This window comes from Streptomyces sp. R302 (assembly GCF_012927245.1).
Classification (GTDB): domain Bacteria; phylum Actinomycetota; class Actinomycetes; order Streptomycetales; family Streptomycetaceae; genus Streptomyces.
In genome coordinates this window covers 408250-422781 of record NZ_JABBGE010000007.1, presented here as the reverse complement: position 1 = coordinate 422781, position 14532 = coordinate 408250, and the positions used below count along the sequence as shown (strand labels likewise).

Below are 14532 nucleotides of genomic sequence, written 5' to 3'. Positions count from 1 at the left end.
TGCCCTGTGCCGTATCGGCAGAATGACGGTCCGTCTGGTCCGTGCGGTATGTCCCCCACCTGGAAGGTCCCCTGTGAAGCTCCCCGAATCCGGCCGCGGCGTCCTCGTCAGCGGCGCCTCCCGAGGGCTCGGCCGGGCGGTCGCCCGGGCGTTCGCGGCCAACGGCGACCGGGTCGCCGTCCACTACGGCACCCGCGCCGACGAGGCCCGCGCCACCCTCGCCTCCCTGGAGGGGAGCGGCCACGTCCTGGTCGGCGGCGACCTCGCGGACCCCGCGGACGCGGCCCGGGTCGTCGACGAGGCGGCGGAGGCCCTCGGCGCGGCCGGCGGCGGCATCGACGTCCTCGTGAACAACGCCGCCGTGAACCTCCTGCACCCCCTCGCGGAGACCCCGTACGAGGAGTGGGCGGCGCTCTGGCAGCGGCACGTCTCCGTGAACCTGCTCGCCACGGCCAACCTGAGCCACCTCGTCGCCCGCCGGCTGATCGACCGGGGGACACCCGGCCGGATCGTCAACATCGGCTCCCGGGGAGCCTTCCGGGGCGAGCCCGACCACCCCGCCTACGGCGCGACCAAGGCCGCCGTGCACGCCCTCGGCCAGTCCCTCGCCGTCTCCCTCGGGCCGCACGGCATCGGCGTCGCCTCGGTCGCCCCCGGCTTCTTCGCCACGGAGCGGGTCGCGCCCCGCCTCACCGGAGCCGAGGGCGACGCGATCCGTGCCCAGAGCCCCTTCGGCCGGGTCGCGGACCCGGACGAGATCGCGGCCGCGGTGCTCTGGCTCGCCTCGCCCGCCGCCGAATGGGCCTCCGGCACGATCCTGGACCTCAATGGGGCCTCGTACCTCCGGAGCTGAGGGCGTCCAGCCCCCGGGGGTTGCGTATTTTCGCAATTGGTCACAACGCTCAGTAGGATCGAGGGGTGAACGAGAACCTGCCCCCGTGCCCCGAATGCTCCGGCGTCTACACCTACGAGATGGGTGCGCTGTACGTCTGCCCCGAATGCGGCCACGAGTGGCCCGCGGGCGGTGAGGCCGCCGCCGAGGCCGAGGCCGAGGCCGGCGGCCCCAAGGTGATCAAGGACGCCGTGGGCAACGTGCTCGCCGACGGCGACACGGTCACCGTCGTCAAGACGCTCAAGGTCAAGGGCAGCCCCACCGGCATCAAGGCCGGCACCAAGGTCCGCAACATCCGCCTCGTGGACGGCGTCGACGGTCACGACATCGACTGCAAGGTGGACGGCTTCGGTCCCATGCAGCTCAAGTCGAGCGTGGTCAAGAAGGCCTGACCCGAGGCCCGCGGACGCCGCGGAGCTCGGAGAGGTCGCGCGGGGGAGTGGCACCCTCCCCCGCGCGACCTTTCGCGTTTCCGGGCCCGAAATGTCGTACCTTGTGGCCTGTCGTCCGTCGCCGCGGCGAGAGGCTCCCGTCGTGCCCCTGGTGCAGTCCTGGCTCCCCGAGCGCCCCCGTTCGGCGGTGAGCTGGATCGTCGCGGGCTGCACCGCGGCCCTGCTGCTCCTGGTCCTCGACGACGCGGAGCGCTTCTCCGCCGTCGACGTCGGCGTTCTCGTCCTCCTCTCGTACCTGCTCACCTACCTGGCCGTCACCCTCACCGCCTTCTCCACCGCCACGCCCGAGGCCATCCGCGCCTGGGCCGGGCGCCGCGAGGAGCGCGGCACGGTGCTCCAGCGGTACGTGCTCGGCACCGCCCCCGGACCCGGCGTCTCCCTCTCCATCGCCGCGGCCGCCCTGCTGGTCGCGGTGGTCTGGCGCCCCGGCCACCTCGGCTCCCACCTCCCCCCGGGCGTCCGCGTCGCGGTGGCGCTCACGCTCGTCGTCACCGCCTGGGTGTGCGTCCTGACCGCCTTCGCGGTCTCCTTCCACGCCGACAACCTCGTGGAGGACGAGCGGGCGCTCGACTTCCCCGGCGACGGCCCCGCGCTCTGGGCGGACTACGTCTACTTCGCCCTCTCCGTCATGACCACCTTCGGCACCACCGACGTGGACGTGACCTCCCGCGAGATGCGCAGGACCGTCTCGGCGAACGCGGTCATCGCCTTCGTCTTCAACACCGTGACCGTGGCGAGCCTCGTCGGCGCCCTCGACGCCGGCTGAACCCCGCCCCACTTCCACCCCCCACTTCCACCCCCCACTTCCATCCGTCTCTCTCCGCCCTGCCTCCGCATGCCCGCACGCACCCCGCTGTTGGAAATGAAAATGATTTCCGATAACGTCTGCGGCGCACACACCCGACGGCAATCCGAGAGGAACTCCGGTGGCCCATCTGCTGGTGATCGAGAGCTGGGTGGGGTCGATGAGCCGACTCCTGCCCGCCGCCATCCGCCAGGACGGACACGAATTCACCTTCGTCACCCGCGACCTGCACCACTACCTCCGCGCCACCCCCGCCGACGAGGGACCGCACCCGCTCCTCACCGCCCGCAACGTCGTCACGGCGGAGACCAACGACCCCGACGCGCTCCTCCCGCGCCTGGAGGCCCTGCACGCCGTCCTCCGCTTCGACGGCGTGGTCTCCTCCTGCGACTACTACCTGCCGGCGGTGGCCCGGGCCGCCCACCGCCTCGGCCTTCCGGGCCCCGCCCCCGATGCCGTCGAGGCCGCCTGCCGCAAGGACCTGACACGCCGTACGCTCGCCGCCGCCGGCGTCGCCGGACCCCGGTACGCGCTCTGCGACGACGCCGCGGCCGCCACGGCCGCCGCCCGCCGGCTCGGCTACCCGCTCGTCGTGAAGCCCGTGGACCTGTGCGCCGGCATGCTCGTCCGCGCGGTGCGCGACGAGCACGAGCTGGAGCGTGCCTGCCAGGACCTCGCCGACTTCCCCGTCAACGCCCGCGGCCAGGCCCGCAACCCGGCCGTCCTCCTCGAAGAACTCCTCCACGGCCCCGAGGTCAGCGTCGAGACCGTCACCGCCGGCGGCACCACCCACGTCGTCGGCGTCACCGACAAGAGCATCGGCGGAGCCCCCGCCTTCGTCGAGACCGGCCACATGTACCCCGCCGCCCTCGACGCGAGCGCCGCCGCCGCGGCCGCCGCCACCGCCCGGCGGGCCGTCGAGGCCCTCGGACTCGACCAGGTCGTCTGCCACACCGAGCTCAAGCTCACCCCCGGAGGCCCCCGCGTCGTCGAGGTCAACCCCCGCCCGGCGGGCAACCGCATCACCGAACTCGTCCGCCACGTCACCGGCGTCGACCTCGCCGCCGCCTGCGTGGACGTCGCCCTCGGCCGCACGCCCGACCTCGCGCCCCGCCCGACCGGCGTGCGCAGCGCTGCCATCTCCTTCCTGCTGCCCGACACCGACGGCGTCCTCGCCGGCATCGACGGCGCCGACGCCGTACGGGACCGGCCCGAGGTCCTGGAGCTCACCCTCGCCGCACCCGGCCGGGCCGTCTCCGCCGCCACCAGCAACAACGCCTACCTCGGGCACGTCATGACCGCCGACACCCGAGGCCCCGGCGCCCGCGCCGCCGCCGAGAGCCTGCTCGCCGCCCTGCGCCCCCGCTACACCCCGACCACGGCGGCGGTGCCCGCGTGACCGCGCGCCTGCACCCACAGGGAACCGGCCCCTCCACCCGCCCCCACGGCGACCCCGTCGTCCGGACCCTCGCCGACCTCGTCCACCTGGTCCGCGCCGGCGCGTACGGCCCCGACCCCGCCCGCACCCGGATCGCGCTCGCCTTCACCACCTCCCAGGCCGTCCGCCACGAAGGCCGGGCCCGGGGCTACCGCAACGAGGTGCTCAGCCTGCGGCTCGACGCCGCCGTCGGATCCTGCGCCGTCGAACCCGGGACGCTGCCGCCCGGCGCCCTCGACGAGTGCGTCGGCGCCACCGTCGCCGACCTCCTCGACCACCCGTACGCCCCCGTGCGGATCGCCGCCCTCGACGCGTACCTCGCCCACGCGCGCCCCCACAGCGCCGCGCACGGCGCCCGGCCCCACCCGCTGCCGGCCGGCGACAGCCTCACCCGCTCCCGGGCCCGCGCCCGCGCCGTCGTCGACCTGCTGCCCGACCCGGCACCCGGCCGTCCCGTCCTCGTCGTCGGCGTCGTCAACTCGCTCCTCGAACGGCTCCGCGCCCGCGGCCTCGGCTATCTGCCCTGCGACCTCAAGGGCGGCACCACCGAGTGGGGCGAAGCCGTCCACACCGACGCCACGGGACTGCTCGACCGCTGCGGCGCGGTCCTCGCCTCCGGGATGACCCTCGGCAACGGCACCTTCCAGGGCCTCCTCGACCACGCCGCCCGCACCGGCAAGCCCCTGGTGATGTTCGCCCAGACCGGCAGCGCCGTCCTGCCCCGCTTCCTCGGCGCCGGCGTGACCGCCGTGTCGGCGGAGCCGTACCCCTTCTTCTGGCTCGACGGCGGCCCCGGCACCCTCCACCGCTACGGAGACCGCGCATGACGCTCGCCCCCGCCCCACCCCTGTCCCGCTCCGGCCCGCCGCCCGCCGAACCCGGGCTGCTCTCCCTGGTGGGCCGCACGCCCGTCGCCCGGATCCACACCCCGCTGCCCCACCCCCACCCCGGCTTCTGGGCCAAACTCGAAGGCCTCGGCGCCGGCGGGATGAAGGCCCGCGCCGCCGTCTCCATGCTCACCGGCGCCCGCCGGCGCGGCGAACTGCGCCCCGGCGCCCCCGTGGTGGAGTCCACCTCCGGCACCCTCGGCCTCGGACTCGCCTACGCCGGACAGGCCCTCGGCCACCCCGTCGTCCTCGTCGGCGACACCGAACTCGAACCGTCCATGCGGCAGTTGCTCCGCAGCCACGGCGCCCGCCTCGAACTCGTCGACCGGCCCGCACCGCGCGGCGGCTGGCAGGCCGCCCGCCTCGCCCGGCTCCGCGAACTCCTCGACGGAACCCCGGACGCCTACTGGCCCGACCAGTACAACAACCCCGACAACCCCGCCGGTTACCGCTCCATGGCCGCCGAACTCGTCGCCCAGCTCGACCACGTCGACGTCCTCGTGTGCAGCGTCGGCACCGGCGGCCACAGCGCCGGACTCATCGGCCCGCTGCGCCGCCGCTGGCCCCGCCTCCGGGTCGTCGGCGTCGACTCCGTCGGCTCCGCCCTCTTCGGCCAGCCCGCCAGGCCCCGGCTGATGCGCGGCCTCGGCAGCAGCATCAGCCCCCGCAACGTCCACCCCGAACTCTTCGACGAAATCCACTGGGTGGGCCCCGCCGAGGCCGTCGACGCCTGCCGCCGCCTGGCCCGCGGCAGCTTCGTCTCCGGCGGCTGGAGCACCGGCGCCGTCGCCCTGGTCGCCGCCTGGGCCGCCCGCGCCGAGCCCGGCGCCGCCGTCGCCACCGTCTTCCCCGACGGACCCCACCGCTACCTCGGGACCGTCTACGACGACGACTTCTGCCACGCCCACGGACTCACCGGCACCACCCCGGCCGCCCGGCCGCTGGAGATCCCGCACCCGCGCGCCGCCGAGGCCGTCGGCTGGACCCGCTGCCGCACCCCCGCACCGATCCACGGGCCCGCCCCCGCCCCCGTTCCCGCCGCCCGGCCGTCGGCCCCCGGAGGCGCCGTATGAGACTGACCTGGACCACCACCACCCTCCACCTCGCCGAACCGCTCCGCATCTCCCGCTCCGTGACGGCCCGCCGCGACGCCGTCCACGTCCGCCTCGCGCACGACGGACTCGACGGCTGGGGCGAAGCCGTCAGCAGCGACTACCTCGGACTGCCCACCGAGGCACTCCTGCGCCACCTGGCCGCCGTCCGCCCCGCCGTCGAACGGCTCCCGGACCCCGAGACCGCCTGGACCGAACTCGCCCCCGAGGGCCCCGTCGGCGCCGGACTGCCCGCCGGGGTCCTCACCGCCGTCGAGTCCGCCGTCCTCGACCTCACCGCCCGCCGAGCCGGCCGACCCGCCCACCGCCTCCTCGGCAGCCCCCGCCCGCCCACCGCGCCCACCGCCCGCACCCTCGGCATCATGCCGCCCGACCGGGCCGCCGCCGAGGCCGCCCGCCTCGCCGCCGCCGGGTTCACCGTCCTGAAGGTCAAGGCCGGTTCCCCCGACCCCGCCGACGACCTCGACCGCGTCGCCGCCGTCCACGACGCGGCCCCCGGCGCGAGCCTGCTGCTCGACCCCAACGGCGCCTGGACCGAGGAGCGGACCCTCGCCCTGCTGCCCCACTTCGCCGCCCTCGGCGTCACCGCCGTCGAACAACCCGTCCCGCCCGGCCGGCCCGACGGCCTCGCCCGGATCGCCGCCGCGTCCCCCGTCCCCGTCATCGCCGACGAGGACGCCGTCACCCACACCGACGCCGTCGCCCTCGCCGGCCGCGTCCACGGCGTCAACGTCAAACTCGCCAAGTGCGGCGGCGTCCGCGCCGCCCTCCGCATCCACGAGGCGCTGCGCGGCAGCGGCACCGCGCTCATGCTCGGCTGCCTCACGGCGAGTTCGCTCGGCCTCGCGCCCGCCGTCCACCTCGCCGACCGGGCCCGCTGGGTCGACCTCGACGGCCACCTCCTCCTCGCCGAAGACCCCTGGACCGGCATCGGCGGCACCGACGGCACCGTCCGCACCACCGAGCGACCCGGCCTCGGCGTACGGCCCCGCACCCCGGGCGAACCGATACCCGGGGAGGCGCCGAAGTGAGGCTCCCCGCCGCCGTCCACGGCCTCCCCGCAGCCGTCCAGGGCTTCCCGCCCGCCGTACGGCTCCTGCTCGTCAACCAGCTCGGCGTCAACACCGGCTTCTACCTGCTCGTCCCCTACCTCGCCGTCCACCTCACCGACGACCTCGGCCTCTCCGCCGTCGCCGTCGGCCTCGTCCTCGGCCTGCGCAACCTCAGCCAGCAGGGCCTCTTCCTCATCGGAGGCTCCGCCGCCGACCGCCTCGGCGCCCGCGGCGTCATCATCGCCGGCTGCGCGCTGCGCACCCTCGGCTTCGGCCTCTTCGCCCTCGGCGACGGACTGCCCGTCCTCGTCGCCGCCTCGGTGCTCAGCGGCCTCGCCGGCGCCCTCTTCAACCCGGCCGTGCGCACCTACCTCGCCCAGGAGGCCGGCGACCGCAAGGCCGAGGCCTTCGCCCTCTTCCAGGTCTTCGCCACCACCGGCGCCCTCCTCGGACCGCTCCTCGGCAGCCTGCTGCTCCTCGGCGGCTTCCGCACCGCCGCCGTGACCGCCGCCGCCGTCTTCGCGCTGCTGACCGTCGCCCAGGCCGCCGTGCTGCCCGCCCGGCCCGTGCCGCCGCCGGCCGGCACCGTCCTCGGCGACTGGCGGGAGGCCGCCGCCGACCCGCGCTTCGCCGCCTTCGCCCTCGCCACCGCCGGACTCTACGGCCTGGAGAGCCAGCTCTACCTGCTGCTGCCGCACACCGTCCGGGAGGTCACCGGGCTGCCCGGCGCCGTCGGACTCCTCTTCGTCGTCGGCACCCTCGCCGGACTCCTCGGCCAGCTCCGGCTCACCCGCCGGCTCACCGCGCGGGGCGGCGGCCGGGGCCGCTGGGTCGCCGCCGGAATCGCCCTCGCCGGGCTGGGCTTCCTGCCCCCGCTGCTCGTCGCCGGCGCGGGCGAGCCGCACCCGGCCCGCCTCCTCCCCGTCCTCGTGGGCGTCCTGCTGCTGTACGCGGGGCTGATGACGGCCCAGCCGTTCGTCATGGAACTCGTCCCCGCCTTCGGCAGGGCGGACCTCACCGGCACCCGCTACGGCCTCTTCCACGCCGTCTCCGGAGTGGCCGCCGCCGCCATCGGAGTCGGCGTCGGCGCCGCCATGGACGCCGCCGCCCGCGGCGGCCCGGCCTGGCTCCCGTACGCCTGCTGCACCGCCCTCGGCCTCGCCTCGGCCCTGGCCGTCGCCCTGCTCCACCGCCGCGGAGCCCTGCCCGAACCCCCCGCCCCGGCCCACGAAGCGCCCCGACCCCGCAGCGAGACCCGATGACCACCGGCAACCTCCTCACCGACCACCCCGAGCTGTACGAGGAGCGGTTCCCCGACCCCGAACGCCTCGCCGCCCGCTGGGCCGAGGCCACCCTCCGCCGGTACGGATCCGGCCCCCGCGTCCTCGACCTCGGCTGCGGCACGGGCCGCGACGCCGCCTGGCTCCACCGGGCCGGGCGCCGGGTCACCGCCGTCGACACCGCCGCGCCCATGCTCGCCCACGCCCGCCGCCACCACCCCGGCCCCGACTACCGCCACGCCGACATGCGCGACGCCGAGCTCGGCCGCGTCTTCGACGCCGTCCTCTGCCTCGACAGCGCCCTCCTCCACTGCCACACCAACACCGACCTCGCCGCCACCCTCGCCGTCTGCGCCCGCCACCTCGCCCCCGGCGGCCTCCTCGTCGCCGAGATGCGCAACGGCGCCCACCTCCTCGGCGACCCCTCCCTCCTCGAAGGACCCGTCACCGCCACCTTCCGGCGCGGCCCCACCACCCACACCTCCACGACCACCCTCCGGATCGACCACCCCGCCCAACTCCTGCGCCGCCACCGCGCCTGGACCGCCGACGACGGCTCCCCGCCGCACGAGGAGCACACCGCCTGGCGGCTCCTCTTCCCGCAGGAGCTGCGGTACTTCCTCGCCGTCGCCGGCTTCGACGTCCTCGCCCTGTACGACGGCCCCGGCCCCCGCACCGAACCCCCCTGGCGCGAGGACGACCCGCCCGGCACCCGCCTGAGCGCCGACCGCCTCCACCTCGTCGCCCGCCTCCACCGCCCCACCCCGGGAGAAAGCACACCGTGACCAGCCCCCGCCTCCTCGTCGCCCGCACCCGCCGGCGCCTCCTCCTCGCCACCGCCGCCCTCGCCCTCACCGCCGGCTGCGCCACCGGAACCGGACCCGGCACCGCCGACGGCCGCGCCGCCGCCGAAGGCCCGCAGCGCGGCGGCACCCTGCGCGCCGCCTTCGCCGGCGGCGGCGCGGCCGAGACCCTCGACCCGCACGCCGCCAACCTCTTCGTCGACGCCGCCCGCGCCAAGGCCCTCTACGACAAGCTCGCCGACTTCGGCTCCGACCTCGCCCCCGTGCCCCGGCTCGCCGCCCGCTGGGAACCCAACCGCACCCTCGACACCTGGAAGATCACCCTCCGCCCGGCCCGCTTCCACGACGGCCGGCCCGTCACCGCCGGCGACGTCCTCGCCAGCTACCGCCGCATCGCCGACCCGAAGGCCGCCTTCCGCGCCAAGGCCTCCCTGGAACCCATCGACCTCGCCGCCAGCCGCGCCCTCGACGCGAGCACCGTCGAATTCCGCCTCAAGCGCCCCTACGCCGAATTCCCCAACGTCCTCGCCGCGTTCGGCACCAGCATCATCCCCGCCGGCACCACCGCCTTCGACCGACCCGTCGGCTCCGGCCCCTTCCGCTTCGCCTCCTTCACCCCCGGCCGCTCCCTCGTCGTCACCCGCAACGACGCCTACTGGGACGGCGCGCCCCACCTCGACCGGGTCGAGTTCGTCGTCGCCTCCGAGGAGTCCGCCCGCAGCTCCGCCCTCCTCGCCGGCCAGGTCCAGTACGCCCACGAACTCGCCCCCGCCACCGCCCGCACCCACGAACACGGCGGCCGGATCCGGATCGTCCGGCTGCCCGGCAGCTCCCTCCAGGGCTTCGCCATGAAGACCGACCGGCCGCCCTTCGACGACAAGCGGGTCCGCCAGGCCTTCCAGCTCATCGCCGACCGGCGCGAACTCGTCGACGGCGCCCTCTCCGGCGCCGGAGAGATCGGCAACGACCTCTTCGGCAAGGGCTACAAGTACTACGCGTCCGGCATCCCGCAGCGCACCCAGGACCTCGACCGGGCCCGCGCCCTCCTCAAGGCCGCCGGCCAGGAACACCTCAAGGTCACCCTCGACACCGCCCCCGCCGCCCCCGGCTTCGTCGAGGCGGCCGGCATCTTCAAGGAACAGGCCGCCAAGGCCGGCGTCACCGTCGAGGTCAAGGTCGGCAACAAGGACACGTACTGGAAGGACATCCTCGACGGCGGCACCTTCGCCTCCTACCGCTCCGGCGCCATGCCCATCGAGTCCCACATCTCCCAGCGCCTCCTCACCGGCTCCACCACCAACGCCACCCACTGGCGCCACGCCGACTTCGACGCCCTCTACCGCGAGGCCCAGTCCACCCCCGACGAGGCCCGCAGGACCGCCCTCTACGAGCGGATGCAGCGCCGCCTCCACGACGAGGGCGGCTTCCTGATCTGGGGCTTCTCCGACTGGATCGTCGGCACCGCCCCCGGCCTCCACGGCGTCGACACCGAGGCCCCCGCCAACACCCTCGACTGGGCGCGCTTCGACAAGACCTGGCTGACGTGACCCGACACCTCCCCTGGATCGGCCGCCGTCTGCTCCTCGGAGGGGCGCAGACGGCGGCCGTCGTCCTCCTCGTCCTCCTCCTCACCGAGGCCCTGCCCGGCGACGCGGCCGTCGCCCTCGCCGGCGACCAGCCCGACCCGGACCGCATCGCCGCGATCCGCGCCGGACTGGGCCTCGACCGGCCCCTGACCGACCGCCTCCTCGACCGCCTCACCGCCCTCCTCCACGGCGACCTCGGCACCTCCCTCGTCAGCGGCCGGCCCGTCGCCGGACTCCTCGCCGGGGCGCTCGGCCCCACCGCGCTCCTCGCCGCCGCCACCCTCGTCCTCCTCGTGCCGCTCTCCGTCGGGCTCGGCGTCGCCTGCGCCCGGCGCGAGGGCGGACCGCTCGACCGGACCCTCAGCGCCCTGACCCTCGCCGTCCACTCCGTCCCCGAGTTCGCCCTCGGCGTCCTCCTCGCCACCGCCTTCGGCCTGTGGCTCGGCTGGCTGCCGCCCACCGCCGTCGGCGTCGACCCGCTCGCCGCGCCCGCCGTCCTCGTCCTGCCCGTCCTCGTGCTCGCCGCCCGCCCCGTCTGCACCCTCAGCCGCCTGGTCCGCGCCGGGATGGTGGACGCGCTCGCCTCCCCGTACGTCGCCCAGGCGATCCGGTACGGCGTCCCCGGCGCCCGCGTCCGCTGGACCCACGCCCTGCCGGGCGCCCTCGCGCCCGCCGCCCAGCAGCTCGCCCGCACCTGCGACTGGCTGCTCGGCGGCGTCATCGTCGTCGAGGCCCTCTTCGTGATCCCCGGCCTCGGCACCGTCACCGTCGACGCCGTCGCCGCCCGCGACCTGCCCGTCCTCCAGGGCGCGGCCGTCGTCTTCGGCACCGTCACCGTCCTCGTCAACCTCGGCGCCGACCTCGTCGCCCGCCGCCTCGCACCCCGCGCGGAGGTCGCCGCGTGAACCGCCCCACCCCGGCCGCCCGCTACGCCCTGGGCGCCGCGCTCGTCGCCGTACCCCTGCTGCTCGCCGTCCTCGGGCCGTACGCCGCCGGTCCCGCCGGGCCGCGCACGGTCTCCTTCGACCCGGCCGCCGGGCCGCTCGGCAGCGACTTCGCCGGCCGGGACGTCCTGCGACAGGTCCTCCTCGGCGGCCGCTCCGTCGTCCTCGTCGCCCTCTCCGCCACCGCCCTCGCCTACCTGATCGCCGTCCCGCTCGGCCTGGCCGCCGCGCTCACCCGCCGCGCCTGGCTGGAGGAGGCCCTGATGCGCCCCCTCGACGTCCTGCTCGCCGTCCCCTCCCTGCTCCTCGTCCTCCTGGTGGCGGCTACCCTCGCCCCGGGCCCGGCCGGACTGACCGTCCTCGTCGGCGCGGCCGCCGCCCCCGACGCGGCCCGCGTCGTCCACGCCACGGCCACCGAGATCGCCGCCCGGCCCGCCGTCGAAGCCCTGCGTATGCAGGGCGAGTCCTGGGCCCGCACCGCCCTCGGGTACGTGGCCCGGTCGATGCGCCGCACCCTGGCCGCCGACGCCGGGATCCGGCTCACCGGCGCCCTCTACCTGGTCGCCACCGCCGCCTTCCTCGGCGCCGGAGTCGCACCCGACGCCGCCGACTGGGCCGTGATGGTGGACCGCAACCGCACCGGCCTCTTCCTCCAGCCGTGGGCCGTCGTCGTGCCCGCCCTCCTCGTCGCCGCCCTGTCCATGGGCACCAACCTGCTCTTCGACGCCGCCCTGCGCACCCCGACGCCCGGCCCGGGCGGGGAGGACCGGACATGAACCCCGTCGCCGAGACCGCCGGACTGACCGTCGAGGTGCACGGCCGCCGCCTCCTCGACGGCGTGGACCTCACGGCCCGCGCCGGCCGGATCACCGCCCTCGTCGGCCCCTCCGGCAGCGGCAAGACCACCACCGGGCTCGCCCTCCTCGGCACCTTCCCGCCCGGTGCCCGCGTCACCGGCACGATCCGCACCCCGGGCCCCGGAGCCGTCGGATACGTGCCCCAGCACCCCGCCGCCGTCCTCCACCCGGTCCGGCGGGCCGGCGCCCTCCTCGCCGACATCGCCGCCCTCCGCCCCGGCACCCGCGCGGAGCGCCGCGCCCGCGTCGAACAGGCCCTGCGAGACGCCCAGTTGCCCGACCCCGACCTCGTCCTGCGCCGCTACCCGCACCAGCTCTCCGGCGGCCAGCAGCAGCGGGTCGTCCTCGCCCAGGCCCTGCTGCTCGGCGCCCGCCTGATCGTCGCCGACGAACCCACCACCGGCCAGGACCCGGCGACCCGGCAGGGCCTCGTCGACACCCTCGCCCACGTCGCCGCCCAGGGCGTCGCCGTCGTGCTCCTGAGCCACGACCACGACGTCGTCCGCCAGTTGGCCGACGAGACGGTCGTCCTCACGGCCGGCCGCGTGACCCGCCGCGGCCCCACCGCCGAGGTCCTGCCCGCCGCCCCGGCCCCCGCGCCCCGCCGGCCGAGGGGACCGGCGGCCGCGGCCCGGCTCGTCGTCCGCGACCTCACCGCCCGGCACGGCCCGCTCCCCGTCCTCCACGGGCTCGGCCTCGCCGTCGAACCGGGGGAGTGCCTCGCCGTCACCGGCCGCTCCGGCAGCGGCAAGACCACCCTGGGCCGCTGCCTGGCCGGCCTCCACTCCGCCCACGACGGCACCCTCCTGCTCGACGGCACCCCGCTCCCGCGCGGCCTGCGCGCCCGCAGCCGCTCCCAGCTCGCCGCCGTCCAGTACGTCTTCCAGGACCCGAAGGCCGCCTTCGACGAACACCGCCCGGTCCTCGACCAGGTGGCCCGCACCGCCGTGCGCCTGCGCGGCGCCGACCGCCACACCGCCCACCGCGCCGCCGTACGCACCCTGGAACGGCTCGGCCTGGCCGAGGCGACGGCCCGGCACCGACCCGGCGCCCTCTCCGGCGGAGAACTCCAACGGGCGGCCGTCGCGCGGTCGTTGCTCGCCGAGCCCGCCATCCTCGTCTGCGACGAGATCACCTCCGGCCTCGACCCCGCCACCCGCGACACCCTCCTCGCCCACCTCGCCGAACTCCGCGACCGCCGCGGCCTCGGCCTCGTCCTCATCACCCACGACCGCGCCGCCGCCGACACCCTCGCCGACCGCACCGCCGCCCTCGACGCCGGACGTCTCACCACCTCACCCTGATCAACTCTCTGATCAACTCCCTGATCAGGGCATTCACTTGGGTGATACGAGCGCGCGCGACCCCGCTTCTCGTGGCATCCGACAGTACGACGGGCGGGCGCGGGCGACGCAGACTCGGTGCCTGACGGAACCACCACCCGAGGACCACGAGGGGGAGGCGCACGATGACGGTGCAGCAGTACGACGGGATCGGCGAGGCGTTCGAGGGATTCAAGGCCCTGCCGCTCAGCCGTTACGGAGAGGTGCCCAGCGTTCTGGAACTCGTCGGGGACGTCACCGGCAAGTCCGTCCTCGACCTCGCCTGCGGCACGGGCTTCTACAGCCGCGAACTCAAGCGGCGCGGCGCCTCCGACGTCCTCGGCGTCGACATCTCCTCCGAGATGATCGCCGCCGCCCGCTCCATCGAGGCCCGCGACCCCCTCGGTCTGCGCTACGAGGTCGGCGACGTCGCCGAACTGGCCGCGCCGGCCGAGCCGTTCGACCTCGCGCTCGCCGTGCAGTGCCTCAACTACGCCGGATCCATCGCCGAGCTGGAGCGGATGTGCGCCCACATCCACCGCGGCCTCGTCCCCGGCGGCCGGCTCTACGTCTTCGCGCAGAAGCCCGACTACGCCTTCGACTGCGCCTCCCTGGAGACGTACGGCTTCCGCTGCGAACCGACCGGCGAGGAGATCGAGACGGGCCCGCGCGTCCGCGTCACCGCCCTCCTCGACCCGCACCCCCTCACCATCGTGGGCTCCGCCCCGCGCCGCGAGGTCTACGAGGACGCCCTGGCCAAGGCCGGCTTCACCGACGTCGAGTGGGTGCCGATGACGATCTCCGCGGAGGGGTACGAGGCCTACGGCGAGGACTTCTGGGCCGACCTCCTCGCCCATCCCCCGCTGGAACTCCTCCGCTGCCGGGCCTGACCGCCTCGAAACCCGCCGCGAAGCCCCCGCGCCGCCGGCGCCCCGGGCGCCCGTGGACCGGCCGAGCGGGGGCCGCGTCGTCTTCCCCGCCGGTCCGGGACGGTGGTGGCGCTGCCGTCCACCACCGTCCCGCGGCTCGCGCCGCCGGTCCGCACCGGCGGCTTCCGGTCGCGCCGCGCCCCCCATGCGCCGCCCCGCGCCCCGCACCACCC

General features: G+C 76.1%; 14 protein-coding genes. All 14 read left to right on the top strand.

Translation table 11 applies throughout. The features are described from left to right. The first annotated feature begins 22 nt into the window (after positions 1-22). The 14 genes from HHL19_RS23740 (at position 23) to HHL19_RS23675 (ending at position 14320) form a co-directional block, all read left to right on the top strand. The gene (locus tag HHL19_RS23740; RefSeq protein WP_169092312.1) at positions 23-853 is read left to right on the top strand and encodes an SDR family oxidoreductase; all 831 of its coding nucleotides are present in this window, start codon (positions 23-25) and stop codon (positions 851-853) included. Between the two features lie 65 nt (positions 854-918). Then, entirely contained in the window at positions 919-1284 is a 366-nt protein-coding gene (locus tag HHL19_RS23735) for a zinc ribbon domain-containing protein YjdM (RefSeq protein ID WP_169092311.1), read from the top strand. Between the two features lie 151 nt (positions 1285-1435). Beyond that, positions 1436-2110: a DUF1345 domain-containing protein gene (locus tag HHL19_RS23730; protein WP_346768401.1), complete on the top strand. Its 675-nt coding sequence runs from the start codon at positions 1436-1438 to the stop codon at positions 2108-2110. A 160-nt stretch (positions 2111-2270) separates the two neighbouring features. Further along, entirely contained in the window at positions 2271-3548 is a 1278-nt protein-coding gene (locus HHL19_RS23725) for an ATP-grasp domain-containing protein (RefSeq protein ID WP_169092309.1), read from the top strand. An 86-nt stretch (positions 3549-3634) separates the two neighbouring features. Beyond that, positions 3635-4414 (top strand): DUF364 domain-containing protein, encoded by a 780-nt coding sequence (locus tag HHL19_RS23720; protein WP_240981845.1) that lies wholly within the window; start codon positions 3635-3637, stop codon positions 4412-4414. Continuing rightward, positions 4411-5547, top strand: a complete 1137-nt coding sequence (locus HHL19_RS23715) for a pyridoxal-phosphate dependent enzyme (RefSeq protein ID WP_169092308.1) — start codon at positions 4411-4413, stop codon at positions 5545-5547. Before HHL19_RS23720 ends, HHL19_RS23715 begins: the two co-directional genes overlap by 4 nt. Further along, the gene (locus HHL19_RS23710) at positions 5544-6617 is read left to right on the top strand and encodes a dipeptide epimerase (RefSeq protein WP_169092307.1); all 1074 of its coding nucleotides are present in this window, start codon (positions 5544-5546) and stop codon (positions 6615-6617) included. The genes HHL19_RS23715 and HHL19_RS23710 overlap by 4 nt, the downstream gene beginning before the upstream one ends. Next, a complete protein-coding gene (locus HHL19_RS23705; RefSeq protein WP_169092306.1) occupies positions 6614-7900 on the top strand; it encodes an MFS transporter in 1287 nt (428 codons plus the stop codon). The genes HHL19_RS23710 and HHL19_RS23705 overlap by 4 nt, the downstream gene beginning before the upstream one ends. Then, on the top strand, positions 7897-8703 hold the full coding sequence (locus HHL19_RS23700; protein WP_169092305.1) for a class I SAM-dependent methyltransferase: 807 nt from the start codon (positions 7897-7899) through the stop codon (positions 8701-8703). The genes HHL19_RS23705 and HHL19_RS23700 overlap by 4 nt, the downstream gene beginning before the upstream one ends. Next, entirely contained in the window at positions 8700-10268 is a 1569-nt protein-coding gene (locus HHL19_RS23695) for an ABC transporter substrate-binding protein (RefSeq protein WP_169092304.1), read from the top strand. Before HHL19_RS23700 ends, HHL19_RS23695 begins: the two co-directional genes overlap by 4 nt. Next, entirely contained in the window at positions 10256-11212 is a 957-nt protein-coding gene (locus HHL19_RS23690; RefSeq protein WP_206325151.1) for an ABC transporter permease, read from the top strand. Before HHL19_RS23695 ends, HHL19_RS23690 begins: the two co-directional genes overlap by 13 nt. After that, the gene (locus tag HHL19_RS23685) at positions 11209-12027 is read left to right on the top strand and encodes an ABC transporter permease subunit (protein ID WP_169092303.1); all 819 of its coding nucleotides are present in this window, start codon (positions 11209-11211) and stop codon (positions 12025-12027) included. Before HHL19_RS23690 ends, HHL19_RS23685 begins: the two co-directional genes overlap by 4 nt. Continuing rightward, entirely contained in the window at positions 12024-13412 is a 1389-nt protein-coding gene (locus HHL19_RS23680) for an ATP-binding cassette domain-containing protein (protein ID WP_169092302.1), read from the top strand. The genes HHL19_RS23685 and HHL19_RS23680 overlap by 4 nt, the downstream gene beginning before the upstream one ends. A gap of 164 nt (positions 13413-13576) precedes the next feature. Further along, positions 13577-14320 carry a class I SAM-dependent methyltransferase gene (locus HHL19_RS23675; RefSeq protein WP_169092301.1) on the top strand — a complete coding sequence of 248 codons (744 nt, stop codon included), beginning with the start codon at positions 13577-13579 and terminating at the stop codon, positions 14318-14320. Positions 14321-14532 lie beyond the last annotated feature (212 nt).